Source organism: Paenibacillus marchantiophytorum (assembly GCF_014640555.1).
GTDB lineage: Bacteria > Bacillota > Bacilli > Paenibacillales > NBRC-103111 > Paenibacillus_E > Paenibacillus_E marchantiophytorum.
In genome coordinates this window covers 72,890-98,056 of record NZ_BMHE01000001.1, presented here as the reverse complement: position 1 = coordinate 98,056, position 25,167 = coordinate 72,890, and the positions used below count along the sequence as shown (strand labels likewise).

Genomic DNA, 25,167 nt, shown 5'->3' with positions numbered 1-25,167 from the left:
AAAAACATAAAGTTTTCAACATTAGTTTATCTTTTGTTAAGAATTTCCAAGTATGATGAGAAAGTGGGCAGTAAAGGAGTACCGTATTAAAGCTGGTGATAGGGGAGAAGTGAGAATGTCCAAGTTAACTAATTTTTCGATGAAAAACATAGCAGCGGTTTTTATTATTATGCTGCTATTGGTTGTAGGAGGAACGTTTTCTACAACCACACTCAAGGTAGAAAGTATGCCGGATATTACGTTTCCGGTCGTTATCGTAAGTACTACATACACGGCACCTCCTAAGGATGTACTTGACGAAGTTACCAAACCGATTGAGAAAGCAGTAGCCGGTCTGGATGGATTGAAAAATTTAAGGTCCAGTTCACAGGATAATTACTCTCAGGTCGTACTGGAATTGGAGCAGAGCAAGAAGCCCGAAGACGTCAAGAAAGACGTTGAAAGCTTGATTTCAAACGTGAAGCTTCCGCAAGGCGCTGATAAGCCAAAAGTGTTAACGGCCGGGTTTGCGTCTGAACCAGTCTATTATTTGGCTGTTTACGGCGAAAAGGGCATTAATCAAACCGAGTTGGATAAGAATTACAAAGATACGATTCTTCCTGGCTTCACTGGATTGAAAGGCATCGACCACGTTGACTCTGTCGGCAATCAGGATGCTATATTGACCATTAAATTAGAGGCGCCAGCCATTAACAACTACGGCTTAACGCCTTCAGATGTTGCGGATTTAATTAAAGCATCGCTTGTTTCCAGTCCAGCGGGTACAGTTGATTTTAACGGCAACTCCCAGATGGTTCGGGTTAAAGGTGAGTTCGATACGATCTACAATTTGGATAATTTAAAAATTACGACGAAAAACGGCGACACGCTCTTGCTCAAGCAGCTTGCCAAAATTGAAGCCATCAGCGAATCCAAGTTTATCGCAAGATTAGATGATAAACCGGCTATCGGTGTACTGCTCTATAAAACGAAAGCTGCCAATGCCGTTGAGTTTGCGGATAGTGCTGATAAGCTCATTAAGGGATGGGAGCAAACGCTGCCTGGTGTGAAGTTTCATTCTATTTACAATTCAGCCAACGACATCAAACAGTCTATTCACGGAATGGTGCAAGAAGGTGGATTGGGTGCGATACTCGCCTCTTTAATGATCTTGCTCTTCCTGCGTAATATTCGTATGACATTCATTGTACTCGTCTCTATTCCACTATCCATCCTTGTTACCTTGTTAGTCATGGGTCCTTTGGGAATCTCCTTGAACATTATGACTCTTGGAGGCATGGCGATCGCAGTCGGTCGGGTTGTGGATGATAGTATTGTCGTTATCGAGAATATTTACAGTCAACTGGAAAAAGCACAGGAACGAAACGAATCTGTGATTAAGTTGGCGACCAAACAGGTGTCGAGTGCGATTACCTCTTCAACCATTACAACGGTTGGCGTGTTCGGGCCGATTGGGTTCGTCAGCGGAGTTGTCGGTGAAGTTTTCCGTCCATTTGCCATTACGCTTGTTGTCGCTTTAATGTCTTCGTTAATCGTTGCATTAACGGTCATCCCGATGCTTGCAAAGCTCATGGTAATTAAAAGCAAGAAGGTTTCGACTCATGACGAAACTCATCTTGGTCCAATGGGGCAGAAATATAAAAATGCCATCATATGGTCGCTGAATAACCGCATCAAAACATTGTTGATTGCAGGTGTCGTGCTCGTCATATCAATCGTCGGTACCGTACCTAATTTAGCGGTCTCTTTCATGCCTGCTAGCGAAACGGTTAAGCAAGGGGCTATCAATATCAAAATGCCGAGGGAGACATCCATCGACATGATGAGTGAGAAATCGAAAGAATTAGAAGCGCATCTGAAATCATTCAAGGATAAGACCGGTGAGACTTCGTTCAAGTACATTGAATCGCTTATCGGCTATAACGGAAGCAGCGACAGATATGCGTATAGAACAACAATGTTCTTTGAGTACAGTAAAGGGACAGATTCCGATGCAGCTACTAAAACATATAAAGAAGAAATGTTGAACCTTTTGCCAAAAGGATCAGAAGTCAATATTGAACTGTTTACAGGGGGTCCGCCAACATCGGCTGGAGGAGATCTTTCCTATTTACTTAAAGGTGATGATCAGCTGTATCTCAAAGTTGCGGCAGAGATGATCAAAGAAAAAATGAAGGAGTTCCCTGAACTTAACGATATTAAAGACAGCTTGAGTGATTCCAAAACTGAGGTCGAAATTACGGTCGATCAAAACAAAGCTAGAACTTATGGGCTCTCTGCAGCGCAAATTTTGCAAACTGTTAACAGATGGATTGCAGAAGAGAAACTAGGCGACCTGAAATTCAACAACGTTACGTATGAGACAAAAGTAATGCTGAATCCGATTTACAAAAATTCAGTGGATAAATTAGAGGCATTCCTGATTAAGACACCTACTGGGCAAACCGTTCAGTTGAACGAGGTAGCCAAAGTCAAACAAATTGACTCGCCAAATAGCATCAGCCGTGCAAATCAAGAGCAAATCATAAGCGTTAATGCCAAAATCTTAAGTGAGGATAAAGGAGGCATCAGCAAAAAAATTGTCGATGAACTTGCGAAGCTGGAGCTGCCTTCCGGTGTTACCCGGGAAGTGCAAGGGGTATCTGACGATATCAACAAAAGCTTTAGGGAAATGTTCATGGCTATCATAGCTTCCATATTCATCGTCTATATGGTAATGGTTATCGCCTTCGGCAACGCCAGAGCACCGCTCGCCATTCTGTTTTCTCTGCCGCTTGCGGCAATTGGAGGACTCGTCGGACTTCTGGTCACTGGCGAATCGGTGAACGTAACTTCGTTGATCGGGTTCTTGATGTTAATCGGAATCGTTGTAACAAACGCAATCGTACTTGTGGATCGCGTACAGCAGCTTAGAGAACAAAATTATGAAATCCGTGATGCACTTATTGAAGCTGGAATAACGCGTCTTAGACCTATCATCATGACTGCAGGGGCTACGATCATGGCACTGATGCCGCTCGCGCTTGGATTATCCGAGGGAACGATCATCTCCAAAGGGTTGGCCGTCGTTGTTATCGGCGGGTTGACGACGTCAACGTTATTGACACTTGTCATTGTCCCTATCATTTATGAGATGCTGTTTAAGAAAAGAGATCGTCGTTGGTTCAATCGCAAAGGAAAAAAATCAGCTCTACCATCCGAGCAGGCAACATCTGCTCTCCAATAATGCGAATAGGTGAAAAGGAGAAAACGAATATGAAACGTCAGTTGTTTACGATCAAACAGAGTGCCAAATTATTCGGAATCGTCGTGCTAAGCGCGGCGATTGCCGCAGGCTGTTCCGCTTCACCGGCAGCTAGCCCTGCCGCGACGACGGCAGCCGCTGAACAAGGGGTGAAAGTTGTTAAAACCGCCAAAATCGCCAAGCAAAAAATTGGGGAGCCCATTGAGCAGGTCGGAGATGTTCTGTCTTCCGTTCAATTGGATGTTGTTCCTAAATCCGGCGGCGAGGTTATTGAAATTGTGAAGAAACGCGGGGATAAGGTGGAGAAGGGGGAAGTGATTTTCCGCTTGGATCCAACCGATGCACTCATACAGAAGGAATTGAATGACGTTAGCATTAAAGGCGCGCAAGCAGGACTTTCAGAAGGGAAACAGAAAACGTCCAATGGCGTTGCAGATGCCAAAGACGGCGTATCCAAGCTGGAGACAGCGGTGAACGATCTGGAGAAAGCCTACAATAAAGCGCACAATGATTATGATCTGGGTACAGCCACGAAAACTCAGCTGGAGCAAGCGGAAACAGCCTTAACGAACATGAAGAAGGATTTGGAAAGCGCGCGTCGTTCCTTGAAAACTTTGCAGCAGACGAACTCGCTTGCCCAAGCTGAGCAAAGTCTGGAAGCCGCTCAGGTATCTGCGCGCAGCATCGAGAGGTCATTGAACAATTTGGAAGTGAAAGCACCAGCATCCGGCATACTTACTGATCTTAACATCACTGTTGGGCAAACCTTAACACCCGGAGGTCGCGTTGGTGAAGTGCAGCAAACGAATCCAATCAAAATTAAATCTCAGTTAACGGAAGTATCAGCGAAACTAGTACGTGGTAAAAGTGAGCTGACCTTCTATATTCCGGATGTGACAGCCAAAGCAAGCGCGAAAGTGATTTATTTATCCGATATCATTAATGGTCAAACGAAATCATATGATCTTGAACTTGAAGTTCCCAATCCAGATGGTAAGTTGAAACCTGGCTCCAAAGCACAAATTGAGCTTACCAAAGATGATGAACAGGTAGTGCCTGTTGTGCCGAGCTTGAGCATCGTTCGTGAAGGCGGAGACAACTTCGTCTACATCCTCAATGGTGAAACGGTGCAGAAACGCAAAGTGGAACTGGGTCGTTTGAATGAAACGAATCAAGAAATTATATCCGGTGTTAAAGAAGGTGAAGTGCTCGTTACTTCCGGCCAACATCAATTGAAAGATCAGGATAAAGTAAAAGTAAGCAATTAACCCACATTTTGAGGAGGAGAAGTAAGTGAAGAAGACGATGAAGAGATCGCTAGCTACCATTATTCTATCAACTGCACTTTTAACGACAGCTTCTTTGCCGGCATGGGCAGCTGAAGGGTCTATTACGACAGTAGTTGCAGCAACGAATGCCATCACGAGTTATACCCTAACAGATAAAATTGAAGTAGAAATTAAAAGTATCCTGAATGAACATCAATCGGACTCCACGAAACTCGGTGCTGTCATCCGGATTAAAAATACGAGCGGTAAAGTAACGCGGGTTCCCGACTTTGAACTGCGCGTGCATACGGCACAAGGGATCGATTACACACTTCAGCCAAGTGCCAAAAACGCCAAATCAGTTCAACCTAAGAGTCAACAGGAACTCAGCTATATGACCGTGGTGGACGGCGGAGAAGACGTAGCCCTAACCTTACTTAACTTTATCGATGTCGATTTGGAAGTATATCCGAAGAAAGAAACGACACTGCTTGCCGTATCTGTGGATGAAAACAATGTATGGAATGGCAGCGATAGCAACATAACCAAAACGTCAGCGATACTCAAATGGGGAGAAGCATTCACACTGCCTTCTCTGCGCTCGCCACTTGGTTTCGTTCCTGTGGATATTCATAAGGAAATCACGGCCAAAGGGGTATCTACGGTGGTTCAGATTCAAGTTATGAATCCAACCAAGGAACGTCAAACCGTGCCTAACTTTGGTATCGACGGCAAGACAGAAGGAAGTGTATATTCCGGCAGCCGTGCGGAAGCCTCTGTGTCACTCGATCCAGGTGAGAAAAAATACATTCATGTGGTTATTCCGAGCGATTTGGATACGGAATTCAAAAGCTTGAATGTCGTCACGCCGGAAGTGTTTTCTGTGGCGCTAGGTGAGGGGAAGTTCCTTGATGATTCCTACCGAGTAGGACGCATTAACATCCTGCTGCCAACCGGAGCTGTTACGCAAGGTGTGATTCCTGCTCCTGATTATACTTTAGGGACTCCGGTTAGACTGGATACTACGAATAAATTCGTTCCTGCTAATGTGGATGTATCGTTAGTAGAATTGCATGTGACCAGCAACGAAGACGATGGCTTCAACACCGCTGTTGCCAAATTTAAATTGACCAACAACAGCGATCGTCCAATTCCCATTCCAGCGATTCAAACAGAATTAGTCAGCAAAGACGGCTACGCCTATGGGGGGAGAAGACAGGCGCAAACAGCGCTTAGTGTCGTTCCAAAGGCTTCCTATGTCGTAAGCTACTCTTATGCGCTTCCTGCTTCTGAGACGGGCGAAGGTTTGAAAATGAATCTGTACAGCCAGCAATCAAACGGAGAAACCTCCTACAAATCACTTCTGGCAACAGCCAAAGTTCCTGTTCAGAAGAATGATTTTAAAGGAAAAGCCCTGAACGTTTATCCTTACGAAATTACGATTAAAGATTGGTCGATTACAGCTATTTTCCAAGGTACGATGATGTATGATTACAAATTGAAGCTGGATTTGGATATTAAACCAGACAAACAGGTGACGGTTGATAAATATAACAGCAGCCTTTCCTTCGAACTATTTGATAATGTTGGGAACCCGGTAGGAAAAGCGGTTCAAGCTTTGTCAGGCGAAGGTCGTTTGTACAGTGGCACGAATACAATTGATATGAATGCAAGGTCCAACCAACTCGACTTTCCGATTCAAGTTAAGGTGTATGAAACCTTCGTGAATGAATACGGAGAAATCGTGAAACGTTTATTGACGACATTCAAACAGTAAGTTGATAATAGGAAAGCTGCTTGGGCTTTGTTTGCAAAAAGCTCCCAGGTGGCTTTCTTTTTTGATATGTCATGTCGGATGGATCATGTGGATGCTCATAAGTCAATCTAATATTGGATAAGATAGGAGTATTGATTTGAACATAACGGAGTGATGGCGATGAATTGGATCTATTGGGCTAAATTATATGATTCCAAGTTTCAAGCAGGCTGCTTGGCGAAGAGAATGGAAGAAGATTGGTGGATTTATGGGTACGAATGCCCGCAGGAAGTTGAAGTGTACAAGTCCAAAAAGGGAAGATTTGGCGTTCGGTACAACACCTGATACGGAAGAATGCTCCTAAAAATTAACGCTTGACTTAGCACTCGCGCTTAGTGTATATTTAATTTTGTCGCTGTTGAGCGACTGCTAATGACGCGGGGTGGAGCAGCCCGGTAGCTCGTCGGGCTCATAACCCGAAGGCCGCAGGTTCAAATCCTGCCCCCGCAACCAATTTATTCATAAGGGCCTATAGCTCAGTTGGTTAGAGCGGTCGGCTCATAACCGATTGGTCGGGGGTTCGAGTCCCTCTGGGCCCATAGTAAGTAAACCCTTGGTACATAAGGGTTTTTTTATTACCAAAAATTAAAACAAGCCTCTCGATCCCATCGTAGTTTGATGGAATTGGGAGGCTTTTGCATATAGTGTGAGTTGCCTGGCTTCTGTGGGGAATGATTTTATTAATTAGCAATAATATATCTATTTATATCATTAAATGTTGAAATATGTTTATATATTTTATATTCCGATAAGGTGAACTTGAATGAGGATTAATTTGCCAAAAAGTTTCGATACTTCTACTATCGCTTCCTTTTATAAAGAAGTGATGGATCATATGAAACTACTTAATCCACAACATATTATTTTTGATTTCACAAAGTTAAACTTCGTTAGACCTTCAGGTATAGTAGCCTTATCCAATATGATTAATCTAATTGAGCTATTTTACCCAAGAACACTTATTGGATATAATACACCTGATGATTACGCGGATAGGCCAAGAAGTTATCCTGCTGTTGACTTTTTAGATGATAGTTTGTTTTTCATTAAAGTTATGGGGTATAAGTTACATCCAGGTTCTCATGAAAGAAGTACTACAAATGGGCTGGTTGATTTAAAACAAGGCACATTTAATAAAGGTTATATTGACAATACAATTGAGTTCTTGAAAGGAATTGTTGGACTAAGGGATAAGTCATTTTCTTTTTTAGATACCGCATTAACAGAAGTTTTTAACAATATTATTGATCATTCCGAGTCACCAATTGGAGGAAGTGTCTTCGCACAACATTATCCAAAAGAGAAGCAAATCATACTTAGTATAGCTGATTGTGGCGTAGGCATTCCAACAAAAATGTCTCGCAAATTTCATGTAGACGATAAAGGTCAGCCGCTCGATACGGATGCGAAATTAATTAATTTTGCAACTTATCCAAGAGTCTCGACAAAATCTAACCCTCGAAATAGAGGAGTGGGACTAGAAGTCCTAAACAGCATTATTAGAAATAATCAAGGTAGATTAATAATACTGTCAAATGAGGGGCAATTTAGCTATAATAGCAGTACTGGAATACTTTTGTCGAATGCATCTAGTCACTATAGTGGAACAGTTTTGAACTTGTATTTTAATACTTTGGAAAAGGAAGAGGAGGAGGATTTGTCGTGGGATTCTTTGTGAAGGAATATGTGGAAGGCTGCCATACAAATCAAGATGGTGAGAATATCTTCTCTGTCATTGCGCCTTTATTAAAGAACGGGCAAACAGTAACTCTTTCCTTTAAAGACATCTATTCGGTTTCTTATTCATTTTTGAACAGTGCATTAGTACCGCTTCTAGATGACATAAGCTTTGATAATTTAAAGAAGCTTTTGAAAATAGTGGATTCTAATAAATTTATTAATCAATTAATTATTAGTCGTCTAAACCAAGAAGCAGCAGAAATAAATTAAACTTGACCATTTTGAAAGGAATATCTTATGTGCCGAAACATTAAGCCGTTGTTTAATTTTGAACCCGTGGTGACAGACGATGAAATACGCGCAGCATCGTTGCAATTTGTGCGTAAAATTTCAGGGTTTACCGAGCCTTCAAAAGCAAATGAAGAGGCTTTCCAACGTGCCGTAGAGGAAGTCACGCTTGTAGCGCGGAATCTGATGGATTCACTGGTGACGAATGCGGAACCGCGGAATCGTGAAGTCGAGTTAGAACGTGCCCGGATCAAAAACGCCAAAAGGTTCGGTACAAAAGAATCATAATGAAGGGGTTCTTTCCATATGGAGAGAGCCTTTTTTGTTGTAAGTAGGGGCTGTGTTGCTGCAATAAGTAGCGAGTACAGTTCTAGGAGCATACAATGTATGAAACTAGTAGAAATTAGGTGATTGAAAGTGACCAAAGGTTTTGATTGTTCAACACCTTTAACGGTATCAACTGCCGCTGCTTTCGTCAAGGATGGCTACTTGTTCGTAGCCAGATATCTGGTCCCTAGTGGTTTTAAAGCGTTGACGAAAAGTGAAGCCGATGTCATCAGCAAAGCTGGGTTACAGATTGTTTCGGTCTTCGAAACAACTGCAAATCGCGCTCTAGGCGGCCGTAGTGCTGGAATGGCAGACGGGGCTACGGCTGTACAAGTTGCCAAACAAGTTGGTCAACCTGAAGGTACCTGTATTTACTTTGCCGTCGATTTTGATGTGAGCAGTGCGCAAATGGCAACGGTTATTGCTTATATCCAGGCAGCAAGCGAGGCAACGCCAGCATTTACAACAGGTGTATATGGTTCGTATTCAGTTATGAAGGCTGTGCAACAAGCCGCAGCGTGTTCTCATTATTGGCAAACCTACGCTTGGAGCGGGGGCAAGAAATCTTCGTTTATTCAAATCTATCAATACTTGAATGATGTAATTGAGCACGGTATTGGTATTGATCATGATGAATCTTACGGAAATGAAGGCTGGTGGAACACGATATCGCCTCCTGATCCTGAACCTAGCTATCCCCTGACTCCAGAGGATGCAAATGCCATAATTCCTTTTCTTTCTGCTGGTTATGAGGCTACCTCTTTGCAAGCGGCGAGAGATGAATTTCATCGTTTAGCCAATGAATTACGCAAAGCTTCAGGTCAGCCTGAACAATAATTGTAGAAAAAGTAAACCGAATCCTCCTTTGTTCCGTTTACTCTAAAGAGTAGATTGACAACTATAAGGAGGATTTTATTATGAAAAAAAGTTTGATTGCCGCAGTACTAGGTATTGGGTTGCTAGTAACGGGAATATTGCCAGCTTCTGCGCAGGAGCATGGTATGAGTATGTCAGCGGATATGAACATGCAGATTGCTGCTCCTCAGCTGGTGAAATCGGATATGAAGCTGATGCTGAATGGGAAACCCCTGCAGGTTGATGAAGCTTATTTGGTCGATAATGCGTTGTTCGTTCCATATCGCGCATTTGCAGAAGGGATTGGCTTAACAGTAGGCTATGAGGCTGCTAGCCAAACCGTAACAGTAAGTAAAGAAGGCAAGGAAGTTAAATTGACGATCGGTTCCAGTAAAGCCGATGTCGATGGGACCCCGCATACGATGGTTGGGCCGGCGCAGCTTATCAACAGCACGACATTCGTGCATTCACGCTTCCTAGCCGAAGTGTTCGGAGTAAAAGTCTCCTACGATGAGGCAACTCGGACCGTTAATCTTGTTTCAGGCGAAGCCACAGCCAAAACGTATTACGTGAATATCGAAGGTTTTGCATTCAAAGAAGGGGATCTGACGGTCGAAGCGGGATCAACCATTGTTTTCACCAATAAGGATAAAGTGAAGCATAACGCTGTTGCCGACAATGGCAGCTTCAAAACCAATCTTCTCGGCGCAGGGGAATCCGAAAGTATCACGTTGACAACCCCAGGGGAGTATACGTATTTCTGTGAACCGCATAAGAATTTTATGAAGGGTAAAATTACCGTCAAATAAACCAAAGCCCGGCCCCTCGTCTAGCACAGAGGGGCCGGGCTTTTGGTTATTGCATGACGGCGCTGCGGATATACCAGCGTGCATCCAGAGAGGCTCTTTCGAGGCGAAAGAGCACGCGTCTGTTTACGACCGCGGAGGCGCGTTCCGGCGTAGCCGTCACGCTGACCGCGGTCTCGAGCTGCAGGAGCTGGTTCACGTCCAGCTCCGGGAACTTGGACAGGCGGCGCATGCTGCGCACGTGCACCGCCTGTTCTTGCCCTGTGGTGACCTGCAGCAGCTGCAGGTCACCTTGGTTCGCTGCGCTGATCCATACGTCGATCAGCGCCCAAGGCGAGAGCTTGCTGACGTATGGGATCAGCAAGCCGGCTGCCCGGTGCACCATGACTTGGTGCGCCGGGTCCACAGAGCGGGAACCGTGCGTCACGCTCCCGAGGAAGTGAATGCAGAAATGACCGTTGAAGTCATTTCCGGGAATACCATCTCCGCCATGCGGCATGCCATGCATGGAGCCAGCCAGCGTGCGGCCGTTCAGCTTCACGAGGACCGCTCGGCGGTCCCAGCTCCAGGCGCCGCCGTAGATGGATTTGAGCGTCGCGGAGTCTTCTTTGGTCAGCGGCTGAACATCCGCGTGATGGGAACCAGCACGACGCTGTCCTTCAAAGCTAAGACCGCTTTCCACATCGACAATTGTGAATTTACTATATTTCGGGAGAATTAAACTGGCTTCCTCCCAAGGCAGCAATTCGCCGTAGTGTTTGGCTCTAAGATCTTGAACTTGTGCACGCAGAACTTCTTGTACATGGGCTGAAAGTTCCATCATGGATCTAGCTGTGAGATCCACTACTTCTCCATTCAGAGTGACGCCAAAACTTTGTGACAGACCTTTATCGGCATAGGTAAGCGTCGTATCCAGCAGTAAGGAGTCCGAGAATGCTGCCCCTAATCTGCGATCGTCAAGCTCTTTTTTTAATTTTTTATCCGTAAACATGACTTCGGTTTGATAAGCTGCACTTGCTGAAGATTTCACAATCAACCGAAAGCTGTTGGTGTCGGCTGTACTTTGATCTGTTGGCTCCATGCCCTTCACATAGGGTCTGCCAATCATAGAATTGGAAATGAACAAAATGAACAACAGCATGCAGATTACTTTGGAAAGCAAGCTGTTTGCTCGGTTGTAATACATAGGTTTACGTCCTCCTGCGTGGATTTATTTGAGCGCTGTAGTCAGTTTTTACTAAATCCTTAGAAATTATAATCATTAATCTGGTTTAGGCTGCTTTAGAATAATTGTGTTAAACTAGCAATAGCAAAAGTTGTTTTGAACAAATATGGAAAGTGAGGAAGACAGATGGGTATCAGAGCAGGTCAATCATTCGAAATCCAACTTGAGCAGGATCGCATGGTGCGTGGTGATTGGTATACAGCGGAATCACAACCCTCGAAAGGTATCCTGATCATTTGTCATGGCTATAAAGGCTTTAAAGATTGGGGCATGTTCCCGCATTCTGCGCAATCCTTGGCAAAGGATGTCGATGTTGTTGCTATCAATTTTTCGCACAACGGCGTCGGAGCAGATTTGCTTACATTCTCGGAACTTGAGAAGTTTGCGAAAGCTACTTATTCGCGCGATTTAGAAGATTTGGAAGCCGTAGTAAAATATATTTACCAAAGAGATAAAATCAAGCCAATTCTTCTGTTGGGACACAGCAGAGGGGCTGCGGTTTGTCTGATTTATGCCTTAGATCATCCTGCTCAAATTGCGGGTGTAATTAGTTGGAATGGCATTGCTAATGTCGATCTGTTCACCGAGGAAAATAAAGAGGAAATGCGCGAAACGGGTCGCGCATATACGCTGAATGGACGAACTAAGCAAAATATGCCGCTAGATTTGGAAATACTAGCGGATATGGAACGAAATCAAGAGCGATTTGATATCATTAGCAGAATTAGCGGTATTGCTTGCCCTGTCTCACTGATCCAAGGCACAGAGGATGGGGAGCGAGGCATTAAGGGATCCGCTCAGTTAATGCAGCAAAATCCTTCGATTAAGTGGCTTCGCATTCCTGCCGGAAATCATACCTTCGGATCCGCTCATCCGTTCCAAGGTGAGACGGCGCCATTGAAAGAAGCTATTCGCGTTACGCTTGAGACCATTCGTGAAATGCTTGGATAGTCGTTTTTGTTGAATGAACGAATTAAATCGAGGAGGCGGATGTCCATGTCCCAAACCTTTTTCATATCCGACCACCATTTTGGTCATAAATTGATTATTGATTTTGAAAATCGCCCTTTCGTCGATACCGAGGAAATGAATGCAAGCATGATTGCCAAATGGAATCAAGTTGTGAACAAAGAGGACACGGTATTCCATCTGGGGGATTTCTCCTTTCTTAACAAAGAGAAGACCCAAGCAATCGTTTCGCAACTCAACGGCTACAAGATCCTCATCCTAGGCAACCATGACCGGGGAAGGTCAAGGACATGGTGGCTCGATGCCGGCTTTGATGAAGTGAGCGCTTATCCGATCATTTATAAAAACTTTTTTTTCTTGTCTCACGAACCCATGTACATGAACAAACAAATGCCATACGTCAATGTCCATGGTCATATTCACGGTCAGAAATACGAGGGACTTCATTATTATAATGTGAGTGTGGAACAATTGGATTACTCGCCGGTTTCTTTTGAGCAGATTCGTGATGCGGTTGTGGTGAATGAGGAGCAATAAAGTAATAACAAACTGTAGCTGAATTGGCTGCGGTTTGTTTGTTTAAAGAACATAAGAAAAACGGCTTCGCCGCCCTGATAGATCAGTCTCTTCTTAGCGGCACAACCTTGTAAGGGAACTAGAGGACGCTAATTAAGCAAAAAGTAGGGATTTGTGGGTAATAGCGGAACTACGGGGTCTTATTTCCATGAAAACGTTCAAAATTCCCATGAAACGGAAAAATAGCGTACTGTAGTTCCCTCACCCTCCCGAAATGACACTTTTAGCTAGAATAGCGCATTGTAGTTCCTTTACTTCCGCGAGAGGCAGTTGGAATAACTCCGCGTTCACTCCAAAACATATAAACTCTTTTATTTCAAAAAAAACCTTGTTTCACAAGGGTTTTCCAAAGCAGTTTGGGGATTGTGGTATAGCCTAAGCTGCAGCGACTCTTTAACAGCAAGCTTACGATTTTTAGTATTGAGTAACTACTACTTTAGAACTAGACATAATTAACCAATTCATGTAGAGTGAAATTTAATGTTAAGCAGTTAGTGCTCGACAAGGCAAACCTATTGAAAGGTAGGGACGCAAAACTAAAGGGGCTTAGTGTAAAAGCACTGTGCCAGCCAGTTATCGAAAGCGGAGGCGACAATTTTGGCAACTAGAATCAAATATATTGCTGTTGTAGAATACAATGATCGTTTAACGAAAACTTATAAAGAATTACCTTTTTTTTGTGATGTAGACAAAAATCCAAGCATCGGTGATTTCGTTAAATTATTTCGGGATCAGGGACTCGAAATGGAAATTGTGGACTTTGCTGATATGATTTTTCAACCAATTGATAAAACTTCAACTAAAATTGCATTCGCAAAAATCAATAGGACATTTAAGGACTATACTCACAATGGATTACATTCGAGAGATTTTTGATAATTGGTATTATAAACCTTTTTGCACTACAAACCAAAAAAAATGGCTTAAATACATATTCTAAAACGGCTTTATTTAATGAATATTTGAAATGGGATGATTGTTTAGAGAGTTAGCCTATATAGCAAAGAAACAGTTATAAACAGCGCTTAGAACGTTTGTATTTAAGAATTTATCTATTAACTGTTACAATATGAAAAACCTTGAAGAAAGACTTCAAGGTTTTCTTTATTACGAGCTTTTATAAAGTGATGTAGACCTTACATGCCGATAGTGACCTTATTGTGTGTACTTCAATAGGTACCACCTGTTATTCAAAGGAATATCCATATAATGTTCCTTATAAGCCTTAATAAGTTTTTGATGACCAGTATGTAACCAAATGGAATAAATCCTGTTTAGGAGGTAATTATTATTTCGGTAAAAAGAAAAAACCCTTGATTCACAAGGGTTTTCCAATCAGTATGACCTGTAGTGGGCTCGAACCACTGACCCCTACCCTGTCAAGATAGTGCTCTCCCAGCTGAGCTAACAAGTCGTTTTTTCAAGACAATTAGTAATATACCAAGGAATTGGCTAATTGTCAATACAAGGGTCACATTTACATTTGCCAAAAATGGAATAATTTTTGCAGCAAATGTTGTGATTTGCGTTTCTTTTTTGACCTAGGCAAGTAAGGGGAATTTGTTTGTGTGTATAGTATACCTACATCGTTTTTGGAAAGCAGGAGGGACATCTCTTCTTCTGATATGCCTTGTGCAGTCATGTCGATGACAACCTTTCTTTAACGAGCTTGACATTAATGTATCATAATTAGGTACTACTTTAATAGTGGGGCTTTCATCTTGGCGTGATTTATGGTAACTTGATGTCAATAGAGCTTGGGAGGATCAGGGAAATGACGAAACAACAACATCGATGGAATTTACGTTTGAAAAGCAGTAATGTATATTTGGGCACGGTATATCTGGGTGATCCATTGCCAGAAGTGGAAGATGTTATTATGATCGGTGAAAAGAAGTATACGATTCTTGAGCTTGGCAGCAACCGTGATGCTAGTGACGTGTTCGTCGAAGAAGTCAAAAAGAAATAATCAAAAATAGCGAAGCGCGTCATGATAAATAGTTTATCATGACGCGCTTTTTTGCCGTTAAGTATAAGGCTTATTTGATCTGATAAAGCGAAGCCAGACAATCAACGAACATCTTGTTGTATTCCTCACGGGAATAATCTTGATTACAGGCAATATCTCTACCGAGAAATTGGAACCAAGTTATTTCTGTTGGCACTTTTTTATAGACAAACTTTTCATGCTGGATCAGAAACGTCTCATTCTCAAAGTAGGGAACATGATCAAATCGAAGCTCGTTTTCCCCTTTCTGTTCACTCACAAGGGTAGCTAAAAGAATGAGCATGCGAAAAGGGTCTCGAAAAATTTCATACTGTTCGGTCATGATTAACACTCCTTTAGGGGATAGCGGATAAGGCCATCATACTAGAGGTGTGGCGTGAATAGAATACGTTTGGGTAAAGTGGTGAGTAATTTGAAGGAAGATAGGATGATTTCGAAGGAAATAAGAAAAAGACTGAAGTCACTCTAAGGAGGATCGAGTGAGTCAGTCTTTTTGAGCTTGCTCCTACATCAAAGAATTAGCGTTTGAAGCTGGAAAGTTGTTGCTCAGCTATTTGCACTAACCGTTTCGTGATGTTGCCGCCAATTGCACCAGCATCACGTGTTGCCAAATTGCCGTTGTAGCCATTAGGGGAGAGAGGGACACCAATTTCCTGAGCGACTTCGTACTTCAGTTGATCCAATGCTGCCTTTGCTTGTTGTACGACTAAAGTGTTGTTTCTAGCCATTCATATCATCTCCTTTTTTTTGGTACACCAGTATTATTTGAATGTTCAGATTATTTATGCATATATGTTAAAAGTTTTTTATAAACGCAATAAACCCCCAACCCGGAGGGCTGAGGGGGATTTTATTTTAAAATAAAAGGATTATTCCTCTTGGGATTCTTCATTTTCTTCAGCAGCTGCAACTTCTTCAAGGGCTTCTGCTACTTCTTCCGTCGCGTCTTCGCTCACCACTTCCTCGGTGGACTCTTCGGCAATTTCTTCTTCATTTTGGGATACAACTTCTTCCTCTTGGCTCATGTATTGTCACCTCCTCTGATATGTATAGTATCATTCTAACACTTCTAAGAGACGTTACAAGTAGGTTGGAGGCAGATTTGATAGATTTAATATAATCTTAATCTGATTGTCATTCTATGAAAGAAAGCGTTATCAATTAAAGTCGTTTTATGTTAGAAAATAGCTTGTTTTCGCCTGAATTTGGCGGGATGCATGTTTTATTTTTCTATGAATATACATGAGGCGAAACAGTAATAATCGTTCAGTTGCAAAGCGGATGGAGGAATCCAAATGAATCGGTCAGATGTGATTTTAGAATTACAACTTGTTCCTGAATTACTAAGACAGGCAGAAGCCATATATGTGGATGCAGTATCTGAATTGTCATGGGCGAAGCACCAGCTTTTGGCGAAAGAATGTGAGGTCATTGGCGAAGGATTGGTTACAGGCAAGAATGAACTTCAGCGACAAGCGGAAATATGGCCGCATACCAAAGATTTACAGCAGCAAGTGCTGCGAATGGAAGACGCGGTCGAGCATACGAAGGTGGAGTTTCACTTTTATAAGCGGAAATTAGAGAATTTGCAAACGATCGCGAAGCTGATGACTATTTTGTAAATAGGTGCGAAGGTCTGAAAGCCTGTAATCCATGGATTACAGGCTTTTGTGCTATACACGATTTAATAATGAAAATTTTTGTACATAGATATGGTTACTGAATTAGCCAGTTGTGCATCCTAAGGGTAGATTATGTAAAAAGAAAAGTTCTCGGGAGGATCTACTAAAATGAAATCAGGCAAGATTTTAATGACGGCTAGTCTAGGATTGTTTGTAATTTCCGGTTGCCAGAGTGTTCAGCGTGTTTCATCAAATGAAGCGGCTTCGCCACCATCGAGCTTGGAATTTTCTATGGTTGGAGCAAATGGCCAATCTGTGGGGACTGCTAAGTTAAGTGCTGTTCAGGAAGGCGTATATATTGACCTCCAAGTGAGCGGATTGACGCCAGGTGAACATGGATTTCATATCCATGAAAAGGCAAGTTGCGAAGCTCCGACTTTCGATTCGGCAGGCGCCCATTTTAATCCGCAGCATAAGGAACATGGGATTTTGAATCCAAAAGGGGCTCATGCTGGAGATCTGCCTAATTTGATTGTGGATGAAAAGGGGAACGGAAAGTTGTCTGTAATTGCCAAAACGGTTGTGCTCCAGGCAGACAAGCCTAATTCACTCTTTAAGCCAGGAGGTACGAGCCTAGTCATTCATGAGAATCCAGATGATCTGAAGACAGATCCTTCGGGGAATTCAGGTAAGCGAATTGCTTGCGGCGCTGTGAAATAAAGAAAGGGCGGTATTGACAACATGATCAAAACACAGGATCTCAAGCTGCAAATGGACGAACTAACGAAACAGAATGATATGGTGCTTATTGAGCTCGAGCAAGTGAAGAAGATGTTGATCAATGGCTCCCAAAACTCGCAAGGCACTCAGTCACAGCAGCCATCTGCGTCAGATGGTCAGCAAGATCAGGATCAGACACAAGGCCAAAGACAGGGTCAAGGTCAGGGGCAGGGTCAAGATCAGCAATCTGCAAGTCAAGGCCAAGAGCAGAATTCAAATCAAGATTCAAATCAATCGCAACCTCAGGGGCAAAGTCAATCAGGTCAATCTCAAGGTCAAGGCCAATCAGCTCAATCTCAAAGTCAAGGCCAATCAGGTCAAGGTCAAGATCAAAGTCAATCCCAAGGCCAAGCAAATGGTTCAAATTCACAGCAAGTCACAGACCTGGCAAATGAATTACTCAAGATCAAGGATTTGGTCGAAAAGTTAGAACAAAAAACATCCCAATATGTCAGCAGTCAATCCAATGGTACTTTAACTGAGAAAGATGCTGTTAATTTGATTTTGACGTTAATGAATGGAATGGTGGATTGGGCTAGTGAGTTTGTTTCATCTAAAGCGTCTTCCAATGGCCAATTACAATAAAAGATCTGTCATAAAAAAGACAAAAGAGCTGAACTAGCAGCCCTTTTGTCTTTTTTTGTCGAATTTCCAACACTCCGATTAATATTTCTTTATGAATTATTGATTGATTTTTTAGGCGATTCGACAATTTGTCCATATTTACAGATGAGGGTTTGACCGATAAAGTAAAGAGAGACAAAGAGAATAAGACAAACCATGGAGGGAGACTAGGTGTATGAGAGAGATCGATATTCTTTTGGTTGTGCGTCAATTAGGAATAGAACCGAGCCGTGTACATAATTGGCTTTCTGCACAAGGGCTTATTGATGAGATCGCCTGTGCTTCGTTAGAAGGTCAATCAGCAGATAAAGCTATCTCCGAGCATTTCCCGGAAACGGCAGCACAAAACCCAATTACTTAATGACTCCTATACCCTCCAGTTTCATTTTGATATTCACCTGAAACTCAAGCTCTGGATAAAGAGCTTGCCACGCTTGCCATTCCTCCTCCACTTTTCCGAAATGATGTGCACGATAGTCCAATCCAAAACCCATAGGGTCCAAATTTTCATCCTGTAATTTTTTAAGTAATTTTACCATTAGCTCCTCATGTGATTTCTCAACTGCTTCCTCGTAAGCAGGCAGCTGCTCCCCATGAAGACGACCATAGGATTCTTCGATAACTCCGCGCATTTTAACATCAATTTTGGCATAAGGCCGTTGATTAGCAGGTGTATAAACGCGGAAGTTGGAGTGAAGATCATCTACCGATACATAGAACTGGAAATCCTCGAAGGGAGCTTCAATCTCGACTTTATTGAGGTTGCCCTTCATAATGTTAAATAATCTTGTTTCATCCATGTTCAAAGCTAATTTGGATTTTTCTTTGTCGAACACTAAGGATGTATTAATTGTGTAGTGTTTTTTTTCAGCTTGGATAATAGGAAGAATTGGGTCTAGCCCCCATTCTTTTTTTTTGCGGTAAAAATCGAATAAATACTCGGATATGATATAACCCGACTCGACGCCGGTTTTACCGAAACTGAGGAGAAGGGCATTGCCTGGGAGTCTTTCATGCGCCAGTTCTGTACTTAGGACGGCTTCAGCAGAAGGTTTGCCAGCGGCTAGCCAAGCGACAAGTTGAATGTCTCTGCGACGATTTAACCAATCGGTGGAATCAGCTACATTATCTTTCAAAAGCGATTGTCCGAAAATAACGATTTTGGCATGACCGAAATCCAGTTCTTTATCTAATTTAGATTTTAGAAGACGAACACACTCTGTCATGGAATTGGCATCTTGTGAAATTAATTCGAATTTGGCAGACCCCATATCAATATTATTGCCTGGAACAGCTAATTTGAGGGTAAGTCGAAATTTCGTATCTTTTTTCTCGGATTTATCAATACCTATCGCGACAACGAAGAAACGTCGATCAATATCTTTGAACCCACATCCGCAGCATAGGCAAATAAGGAGCAAAATGATCAGCAGCTTTTTCATCTTTTGATCCTCCTGGCAATCATGAAGACTACGAGGACGAGGAGCATTTCGGAGGCTAGTCGTATATTTAAGAATAACACCCCAGTTTTGTATAAGGATTCATCGTTAAACAGATAACTTAGTAAATAAGTAATCAAACCCATAATGCCGATAACGACCCATGAGAAATAGTTTTTTTCTTTTTTACGAGGCATCAATGATTTAATTAGTTCCAAGCAGACATGCCAATGGATGAATGAGCCGGCCAAGCTGATATTGGTGTACAAATAAATGAAAATAAATAAGACCCTCTCGACTAAGCCAAATTCAACGCGCATGGAATCAGAAGTGGATATCCATGGATAAATATAGGTGTTTACGTTGATAGTTCCATGAAATCCTACGGGAATGAGAAAGCTGGTTAACAGCACGCAGCTGCCAACGATAGGTATTGTCCAGAGAAATGGCATTTTCTTGGTAGTGCCCATCAATCGATTGAAGATAGCTAAATTCGTGTATCCTGTGAATATGTAAGTTCCTGCAGCAAGGCTGTCCCAGGTGGGCATGTTCCATATGTGCGTGACGATTTCCATGCAAGCATCATAGTTCATAGATGGATTGGTTACTGTTTTGTACAGCACCCAAATAATGAAGGGGACATTCATGACGATCAAGATCTCTGTGCTAAATAGAACGGTTTCTGAACGCAAGCGAGCAATAAAGCCAACTAGAATGATAAAAGCGAGTACGATAATCATGGAAGAAATATCTGGGTTAATGAATTTTTTAGTAATTTCGCTAAAGGAAATTAAGGTGATCCCCCCGGCAAAAAACCAGATTGTGATAAAAAAGAGCAAGGCCGGAATTCGAAACCAATTCGGTGTGTGGTTTTTAAGGATTTCGGGCAAACCTAGCCCGGTAAATTTGCGGATGGATGTTACGAATACATATAAGAGGGTGAAACCAAGCGGGATGGAGAGAACTACCGCCATCATACTCCCCTCAAATCGGTGCGAAATCAGAATCCGAGGTGCGAAGAGAATGATATTCGCTAGCATATTCAGAAAAACTAAGTAGTAAAAGTAACGATACATCGATCGATTCCCCCATTCAGGCTAGCTATGTCCCCTATTTCCGATAGAAGAAAATACGCAAATAAGGCACACCAAAGCTTCTTAAATTCGTTAAGTAAGCAATCATCCCGATAAGCCCAAGGACGAGACCCGTAATGCCTAACATTGAGGCAAGCAGCACAAGCGGATATTTCATGATTCGCATCGCAAAGCTCATTGAATTAACAGGCACAACAAAGTTCGAGATAGCAACCGTTGAAACGATAATAATCATGATATTGCTAATTAATCCAGCCGATGTTGCAGCTTGTCCAAGGATAAGCCCGCCTACTGTTGTTGCTGTGGAACCAACGGATTTCGGAAGACGGATACTCGCTTCCAGCAGAAGCTCCATCAGACCCAACATTAGCAGCACTTCTACATAGGCGGGATAGGGGACTGAAGCACGACTGCCGGCAATGGAAAGCGCCAATTGAACGCGGAAGATTTCTGGGTTATAAGCGGTAAGAGCTACATAAGCCGCTGGCAGGACAAGACTAAGGAACAAAGCGACGTAACGTAGGCATTGCAGAAAATAGCCAACTAAGGATAGTTGGTAGTTATCATCCATCGCAGAGTAGAAGTCAAAAAAAACGGCGGGCAGGATGAGAACGAACGGCGTACCTTCCAACATGATGATGACTTTGCCCTGTGATATATTTAGAATCGCTCTATCCGGGCGTTCCGTATTGATGAATGTAGGAAAGAGTGTATATTTTTGCTTTGTCAGCAATTGATGGAGTTCAGTGACAGATTGCAGATTATCTACTTTGATTTGATCCAGTTTCTTCTTTAATTGATCCAAAACTTCATGATCAACATTCATGTCATCATACAAAAGGCAGAGCTTGGAGCGGGAGAGACGGCCTATTTCACGCGATTCAACGCGTAAGGAGCTGTTTTTGTAACGAAATCGGATTAGATTCAGATTCGTGTCGATATGCTCACTGAAGGCTGTTTGGGGGCCTTGAATGGTCGCTTCAACTTGAGCAGTGCTTAACGCGGCTGCTTTGATTTGTGCGGCTTGGAAAAGCAGAATATGATCTTGGAACAAGATGGCGACGAAGCCGGACATGATCTTATTGAGGGAATCGACATTCGAAGCGGGCCTGTCACAACCCGGAAAGGATAATAAATAATTTTCGAAATCAATCTCGTTGTTCATTTGGAAGAAAGGTTGGATAATCTCTTCTCGGATCACCACGCTGTCGCAAATGTTCGTAATAAAGAGGAGCTCAAGCGACATAGTAGGAGACTTCATCGTGCGGTGTTCCAAGTCATCGGAAGGGCCCAACTTATCAAGTAGCCACTGCTTATTCTGGCTGGTGAGATCCAAGGATATCCTTCCTTTCCAAGAAAAGTTTTCCTCTTAGTCTTCCTTTCAACATCAGGATCTATCCATCTCCTTTGAAATCTTGGTTTATTACGACAAGGATGAGGGTATGCTTGAAAGGAGGAAATGGATAAGCTTGGAAATGATTAAAAAGGGAGAGCATCCTATCGATGAAAACACTCGTCATTATCCCAGCCTTCAATGAAGAAAAAAGTATCGCAAGTGTTATCTATGCCGTCAAGCGAGCACAGCCTGATATGGATATTCTCATTATTAATGATGGGTCCAAGGATAGAACGTCAGATGTTGCGCGAGCAACTAAGCATGCGGTGGTAATTGATCTCCCAGTGAATTTGGGTATCGGAGGCGCCATGCAGACTGGATACCTTTACGCGGCAAGGCATAGCTTCGAGATTGCTGTTCAAATCGATGCGGATGGCCAACATGATCCGGAAGCATTGGCACAACTCATTGCACCTCTATTAAGCGGTCAACTTGATTGTTGTATCGGCTCGCGATTTCTGATGAAAACCTCGTATAGGTCAGCATGGAACCGAAGAGTGGGCATTCTTTTTTTTACCTGGATGATTCAGTGGATGATTGGGAAGACGTTTACGGATCCGACATCAGGCTTCAGAGCCGTGAATCGGCCCATTATTGAACTCTTCGCCAGTTATTATCCGGAGGATTATCCGGAGGTAGAAGCGGTGGTTTTACTGGAGAGGCAGAAATTTAGGGTGAAAGAAGTATCTGTTCTCATGCACGCGAGGAAAGCAGGACGATCGTCCATTACGCCGCTGAAATCACTTTATTATATGGTCAAAGTTTCGTTAGCCGTGTTCGTAACAAGAATCCGTAATGTGAGTTGATCCTAGATGAATGTATATGTATTGGCTATAATCTTTTGCTTGGTGTTTATATTCATTGCTGTCGAATTGATTCGCCGGCAGAAGTTGCAGGAGCAGTATGCGATACTTTGGCTCATTTTGGGATTCGTGATGGCATTGCTCAGCTTGTTTCCCAGTCTGCTTGACCAAATATCCTATAGCCTGCATATTTACTACGCGCCATCCTTGCTTTTCCTGCTAGGGTTGTTATTTTCGCTTGCTTTTATTATGCATTTGACACTCGTGATTTCCAAACTCCACCGGAAGTTGACTAGATTAATTCAAGAAGTCGCACTGCTTCAAGAACAATTGCGTGGAAAGGAATCGAACTCATGACGATAACTCCGCTTCTGATTGTTCTCTTGAATGTATGCTTATTGGTTGGCGGTCAAATTGTCTGGAAAATAGCCCTGAATCGAACTCCTTTGAACGGGATAAACGATCTCGGGCTTGTTCTGATGCAGCCGTATATATTACTCGGGTGTCTGCTGTATGGGGTGGCTACGTTGATCTGGTTTTATGCCCTTAGCCGATTTGATCTTAGCCGCGTGTACCCTTTACAGTCTATAGCTTACGTTTTCGGGGCTTTTTTCGGTTGGGTAGTGTTCAAAGAGACATTCACATCGTCACAATGGATGGGTCTGCTTCTGTTAGTGGGGGGAGCTTTTCTATTGGCAAAATAGGTTAGGAGAGATGATCATTGAAACGTAGTATTCATTTCGGGTTGCTGCTGCTTATGGCCGCAGCTTTATTTGTACGTCTCCATTATGTACTTGAGGCTGAGTATCCACCTCTGGAATGGGATCAACTGGAATATACGAAAACAGCGATTCAGCTTTTGGAAAAAGGGATTTATGCGTACCGGGATTCCGTGCCTAACGCATTGGTGACGCCAGGCTTTCCTTTGATCTTGGCGGCAATATTTAAGGTAACAGGACATGAGCCGTTAGAATCGGCTTTAATGGCTGTCCGACTATTGAATTGCTTTGTTTCCCTTGGCGCTATTCTCTTCATTTTTCTCATCGGTAAGCGACTGTTTCATCCATTGACAGGGCTTATAGCGGCAGGGTTTGCAGCCGTATATCCTTCCTATGTGTGGTCAACTTCGCTTATTTTGACCGAGGTTCCATTCCTCACGGTGTTTATGGCTCTGCTCTACGTCCAGGTCCGTCTGATTCAGGAGAATAAGTGGAAGGATCATGTTTGGATGGGGGCTTTGCTAGGCATCTGCGTGCTTATCCGGCCGAATGTTTTTCCATTAGCCCTGCTTCCCTATGTGTTCATTTGGATAAGATCCAGACAAATAGAAACACGGTATGCTTTCCTCGGACTTGCTTCGTTCGTCTGTGTGATGCTGCCATGGTGGATTCGCAATGGCCTGGTCTTTCATTCTTTTGTTTTCATTGCCAAAGGGGAAGCGGGAAATCCGTTCCTGGGCGGAACGGACCCTTACTTCCAGAATACGATTGATTGGGATCATATCGATAAAGATCATCAATTTGCTGAGGGGGTACAGCGAATTAAGGAAGGCATGATGACGGATCCAATTCTCTGGATCAAATGGCTGACAATAGGGAAATTGGCTGTCTTTTTCAAAACGATGTGGGTAGGGCCTTATCCGTTTTCCGTTCCTGCATGGTACACGAATATCCTGACGCATCTGCATAGCTTCCTGATCGCCATTGGCAGCTTAACCATGCTCGCAATTGGCTCGCGCAAGTGGGAACTAGCATATTTAGCAGCAGCTTTTCTAACGTTCCTGGGTATTCATATGCTATTCATTCCAGTAGATCGATATCTGTATGGGATGCTGCCATTCCTCATGCTCGCAAGTGCTTATGCGATTACGCAAGCCATCTTTCTGCTGCGCTATGCGTGGTCTACATCTCTCCAGCAGTGGAAGGGGCTCTGAACATTTGCTTGGCGCAGTAATCGATGATTTCGCTTCTGCGTACGATTCCGATGAACTTATCCGAGTCATCGACAACGGGGACGAAGTTTTGAACTTTAGCCAAGTCTATGAGATCAACCATTTCCGCATGAATATGTACGGGTTTATTCTGAACACGAAGGGGAACCTCAGATAAGGTGTGTCGGTGTGAGTGATCGAAGTCAATCCCATTAGAATTTTTGAGAAACCACAGGAGGTCACCCTCTGTAACGGTTCCTACATAATGGCCATTATCCGACAGGATTGGCACAGCCGTGTAACGGTGATACTCCATCCGTTCTAATGTTTGGCGCAGGGTAGCTTGCAGCGTTGTCGTAATAACTTCAGATTTGGGCAATAAGAAAAATGCGATATTCATTTATGAACACTCCTTAG

At 43.0% G+C, this 25,167-nt stretch carries 29 protein-coding genes, 3 tRNA genes and 1 riboswitch; of the genes, 23 read left to right on the top strand and 9 right to left on the bottom strand.

Translation table 11 applies throughout. The features are described from left to right. The first annotated feature begins 115 nt into the window (after positions 1 to 115). The 11 genes from IEY34_RS00515 to IEY34_RS00465 all read left to right on the top strand — a co-directional run bounded on the left by IEY34_RS00515 (position 116) and on the right by IEY34_RS00465 (position 10,287). Positions 116 to 3,226: an efflux RND transporter permease subunit gene (locus IEY34_RS00515; RefSeq protein WP_189006102.1), complete on the top strand. Its 3,111-nt coding sequence runs from the start codon at positions 116 to 118 to the stop codon at positions 3,224 to 3,226. A gap of 29 nt (positions 3,227 to 3,255) precedes the next feature. Further along, positions 3,256 to 4,512 (top strand): efflux RND transporter periplasmic adaptor subunit, encoded by a 1,257-nt coding sequence (locus tag IEY34_RS00510; protein ID WP_189006100.1) that lies wholly within the window; start codon positions 3,256 to 3,258, stop codon positions 4,510 to 4,512. A gap of 25 nt (positions 4,513 to 4,537) precedes the next feature. Beyond that, complete coding sequence (locus IEY34_RS00505) at positions 4,538 to 6,289, top strand: hypothetical protein (RefSeq protein WP_189006098.1); 1,752 nt, start codon at positions 4,538 to 4,540, stop codon at positions 6,287 to 6,289. Between the two features lie 159 nt (positions 6,290 to 6,448). Further along, on the top strand, positions 6,449 to 6,613 hold the full coding sequence (locus tag IEY34_RS00500; protein WP_167356966.1) for a hypothetical protein: 165 nt from the start codon (positions 6,449 to 6,451) through the stop codon (positions 6,611 to 6,613). Positions 6,614 to 6,704: 91 nt separating this feature from the next. Further along, a tRNA-Met gene (locus IEY34_RS00495) sits at positions 6,705 to 6,781 on the top strand. 12 nt (positions 6,782 to 6,793) lie between these two features. Next, positions 6,794 to 6,867: transfer RNA gene (locus IEY34_RS00490), tRNA-Ile, on the top strand. A 224-nt stretch (positions 6,868 to 7,091) separates the two neighbouring features. Next, positions 7,092 to 8,006, top strand: a complete 915-nt coding sequence (locus IEY34_RS00485) for an ATP-binding protein (RefSeq protein WP_189006095.1) — start codon at positions 7,092 to 7,094, stop codon at positions 8,004 to 8,006. Next, positions 7,991 to 8,278: an STAS-like domain-containing protein gene (locus IEY34_RS00480; RefSeq protein WP_189006092.1), complete on the top strand. Its 288-nt coding sequence runs from the start codon at positions 7,991 to 7,993 to the stop codon at positions 8,276 to 8,278. Before IEY34_RS00485 ends, IEY34_RS00480 begins: the two co-directional genes overlap by 16 nt. Before the next feature lie 27 nt (positions 8,279 to 8,305). Further along, entirely contained in the window at positions 8,306 to 8,584 is a 279-nt protein-coding gene (locus tag IEY34_RS00475) for a DUF2277 domain-containing protein (protein WP_189006089.1), read from the top strand. 129 nt (positions 8,585 to 8,713) lie between these two features. Continuing rightward, complete coding sequence (locus IEY34_RS00470) at positions 8,714 to 9,460, top strand: DUF1906 domain-containing protein (RefSeq protein WP_189006085.1); 747 nt, start codon at positions 8,714 to 8,716, stop codon at positions 9,458 to 9,460. 80 nt (positions 9,461 to 9,540) lie between these two features. Then, entirely contained in the window at positions 9,541 to 10,287 is a 747-nt protein-coding gene (locus IEY34_RS00465) for a stalk domain-containing protein (RefSeq protein ID WP_189006082.1), read from the top strand. A 46-nt stretch (positions 10,288 to 10,333) separates the two neighbouring features. Here the strand turns inward: IEY34_RS00465 and IEY34_RS00460 are convergent, their stop codons facing one another. Further along, positions 10,334 to 11,470 (bottom strand): hypothetical protein, encoded by a 1,137-nt coding sequence (locus IEY34_RS00460; protein ID WP_189006079.1) that lies wholly within the window; start codon positions 11,468 to 11,470, stop codon positions 10,334 to 10,336. A 165-nt stretch (positions 11,471 to 11,635) separates the two neighbouring features. Here IEY34_RS00460 and IEY34_RS00455 point away from each other — a divergent pair, with 165 nt between their 5' ends. The 3 genes from IEY34_RS00455 to IEY34_RS00445 all read left to right on the top strand — a co-directional run bounded on the left by IEY34_RS00455 (position 11,636) and on the right by IEY34_RS00445 (position 13,930). Beyond that, positions 11,636 to 12,460 carry an alpha/beta hydrolase family protein gene (locus tag IEY34_RS00455; RefSeq protein WP_189006076.1) on the top strand — a complete coding sequence of 275 codons (825 nt, stop codon included), beginning with the start codon at positions 11,636 to 11,638 and terminating at the stop codon, positions 12,458 to 12,460. Between the two features lie 45 nt (positions 12,461 to 12,505). After that, the gene (locus IEY34_RS00450; protein ID WP_189006074.1) at positions 12,506 to 13,015 is read left to right on the top strand and encodes a metallophosphoesterase; all 510 of its coding nucleotides are present in this window, start codon (positions 12,506 to 12,508) and stop codon (positions 13,013 to 13,015) included. Positions 13,016 to 13,549: 534 nt separating this feature from the next. Further along, positions 13,550 to 13,635, top strand: a riboswitch (cyclic di-GMP riboswitch). A gap of 16 nt (positions 13,636 to 13,651) precedes the next feature. Further along, positions 13,652 to 13,930, top strand: a complete 279-nt coding sequence (locus IEY34_RS00445) for a hypothetical protein (RefSeq protein WP_189006073.1) — start codon at positions 13,652 to 13,654, stop codon at positions 13,928 to 13,930. A 465-nt stretch (positions 13,931 to 14,395) separates the two neighbouring features. Here the strand turns inward: IEY34_RS00445 and IEY34_RS00440 are convergent. Beyond that, positions 14,396 to 14,468 (bottom strand) — tRNA-Val (locus IEY34_RS00440). Between the two features lie 360 nt (positions 14,469 to 14,828). On the opposite strand from IEY34_RS00440, the gene IEY34_RS00435 reads away from it, so the two are divergent. Then, a complete protein-coding gene (locus tag IEY34_RS00435; protein WP_029196081.1) occupies positions 14,829 to 15,023 on the top strand; it encodes a hypothetical protein in 195 nt (64 codons plus the stop codon). 70 nt (positions 15,024 to 15,093) lie between these two features. Here IEY34_RS00435 and IEY34_RS00430 read toward each other — a convergent pair whose 3' ends face one another. The 3 genes from IEY34_RS00430 to IEY34_RS00420 form a co-directional block, all read right to left on the bottom strand. After that, entirely contained in the window at positions 15,094 to 15,384 is a 291-nt protein-coding gene (locus tag IEY34_RS00430) for a hypothetical protein (protein WP_189006072.1), read from the bottom strand. Positions 15,385 to 15,580: 196 nt separating this feature from the next. Then, on the bottom strand, positions 15,581 to 15,790 hold the full coding sequence (locus IEY34_RS00425; RefSeq protein ID WP_057302991.1) for an alpha/beta-type small acid-soluble spore protein: 210 nt from the start codon (positions 15,788 to 15,790) through the stop codon (positions 15,581 to 15,583). Positions 15,791 to 15,931: 141 nt separating this feature from the next. After that, positions 15,932 to 16,087, bottom strand: coding sequence for a hypothetical protein (locus tag IEY34_RS00420; protein ID WP_189006071.1), 156 nt, complete (start codon positions 16,085 to 16,087; stop codon positions 15,932 to 15,934). 270 nt (positions 16,088 to 16,357) lie between these two features. Between IEY34_RS00420 and IEY34_RS00415 the strand changes: the two genes are divergently transcribed. From IEY34_RS00415 to IEY34_RS00400, 4 genes are all read left to right on the top strand, one after another. Continuing rightward, positions 16,358 to 16,684, top strand: a complete 327-nt coding sequence (locus tag IEY34_RS00415; RefSeq protein WP_189006070.1) for a hypothetical protein — start codon at positions 16,358 to 16,360, stop codon at positions 16,682 to 16,684. Positions 16,685 to 16,852: 168 nt separating this feature from the next. Next, entirely contained in the window at positions 16,853 to 17,404 is a 552-nt protein-coding gene (locus IEY34_RS00410) for a superoxide dismutase family protein (RefSeq protein WP_189006069.1), read from the top strand. A 21-nt stretch (positions 17,405 to 17,425) separates the two neighbouring features. Further along, positions 17,426 to 18,049, top strand: coding sequence for a hypothetical protein (locus tag IEY34_RS00405; protein WP_189006068.1), 624 nt, complete (start codon positions 17,426 to 17,428; stop codon positions 18,047 to 18,049). Positions 18,050 to 18,263: 214 nt separating this feature from the next. Beyond that, a complete protein-coding gene (locus IEY34_RS00400) occupies positions 18,264 to 18,449 on the top strand; it encodes a hypothetical protein (protein ID WP_189006067.1) in 186 nt (61 codons plus the stop codon). Here IEY34_RS00400 and IEY34_RS00395 read toward each other — a convergent pair. Genes IEY34_RS00395 through IEY34_RS00385 form a run of 3 tightly spaced genes read right to left on the bottom strand, consistent with a single transcriptional unit; the run spans position 18,442 to position 21,957 of the window. Next, positions 18,442 to 19,530, bottom strand: coding sequence for a Ger(x)C family spore germination protein (locus IEY34_RS00395; RefSeq protein ID WP_189006064.1), 1,089 nt, complete (start codon positions 19,528 to 19,530; stop codon positions 18,442 to 18,444). The two genes, IEY34_RS00400 and IEY34_RS00395, sit on opposite strands and share 8 nt — an antisense overlap. Further along, a complete protein-coding gene (locus tag IEY34_RS00390) occupies positions 19,527 to 20,603 on the bottom strand; it encodes a hypothetical protein (RefSeq protein WP_189006061.1) in 1,077 nt (358 codons plus the stop codon). The genes IEY34_RS00395 and IEY34_RS00390 overlap by 4 nt, the downstream gene beginning before the upstream one ends. Before the next feature lie 34 nt (positions 20,604 to 20,637). Then, positions 20,638 to 21,957 (bottom strand): spore germination protein, encoded by a 1,320-nt coding sequence (locus tag IEY34_RS00385; RefSeq protein ID WP_229757397.1) that lies wholly within the window; start codon positions 21,955 to 21,957, stop codon positions 20,638 to 20,640. A gap of 167 nt (positions 21,958 to 22,124) precedes the next feature. Between IEY34_RS00385 and IEY34_RS00380 the strand changes: the two genes are divergently transcribed. Genes IEY34_RS00380 through IEY34_RS00365 form a run of 4 tightly spaced genes read left to right on the top strand, consistent with a single transcriptional unit; the run spans position 22,125 to position 24,753 of the window. Further along, the gene (locus IEY34_RS00380) at positions 22,125 to 22,823 is read left to right on the top strand and encodes a glycosyltransferase family 2 protein (protein ID WP_189006058.1); all 699 of its coding nucleotides are present in this window, start codon (positions 22,125 to 22,127) and stop codon (positions 22,821 to 22,823) included. A gap of 6 nt (positions 22,824 to 22,829) precedes the next feature. Continuing rightward, entirely contained in the window at positions 22,830 to 23,177 is a 348-nt protein-coding gene (locus IEY34_RS00375; protein ID WP_189006055.1) for a DUF2304 domain-containing protein, read from the top strand. Continuing rightward, a complete protein-coding gene (locus IEY34_RS00370) occupies positions 23,174 to 23,524 on the top strand; it encodes an EamA family transporter (protein WP_189006053.1) in 351 nt (116 codons plus the stop codon). Before IEY34_RS00375 ends, IEY34_RS00370 begins: the two co-directional genes overlap by 4 nt. Before the next feature lie 17 nt (positions 23,525 to 23,541). Then, positions 23,542 to 24,753: an ArnT family glycosyltransferase gene (locus IEY34_RS00365; RefSeq protein ID WP_189006050.1), complete on the top strand. Its 1,212-nt coding sequence runs from the start codon at positions 23,542 to 23,544 to the stop codon at positions 24,751 to 24,753. Here IEY34_RS00365 and IEY34_RS00360 read toward each other — a convergent pair. After that, the gene (locus IEY34_RS00360) at positions 24,722 to 25,150 is read right to left on the bottom strand and encodes a CBS domain-containing protein (protein ID WP_189006047.1); all 429 of its coding nucleotides are present in this window, start codon (positions 25,148 to 25,150) and stop codon (positions 24,722 to 24,724) included. The genes IEY34_RS00365 and IEY34_RS00360 overlap by 32 nt on opposite strands. Between the last annotated feature and the right edge of the window lie 17 nt (positions 25,151 to 25,167).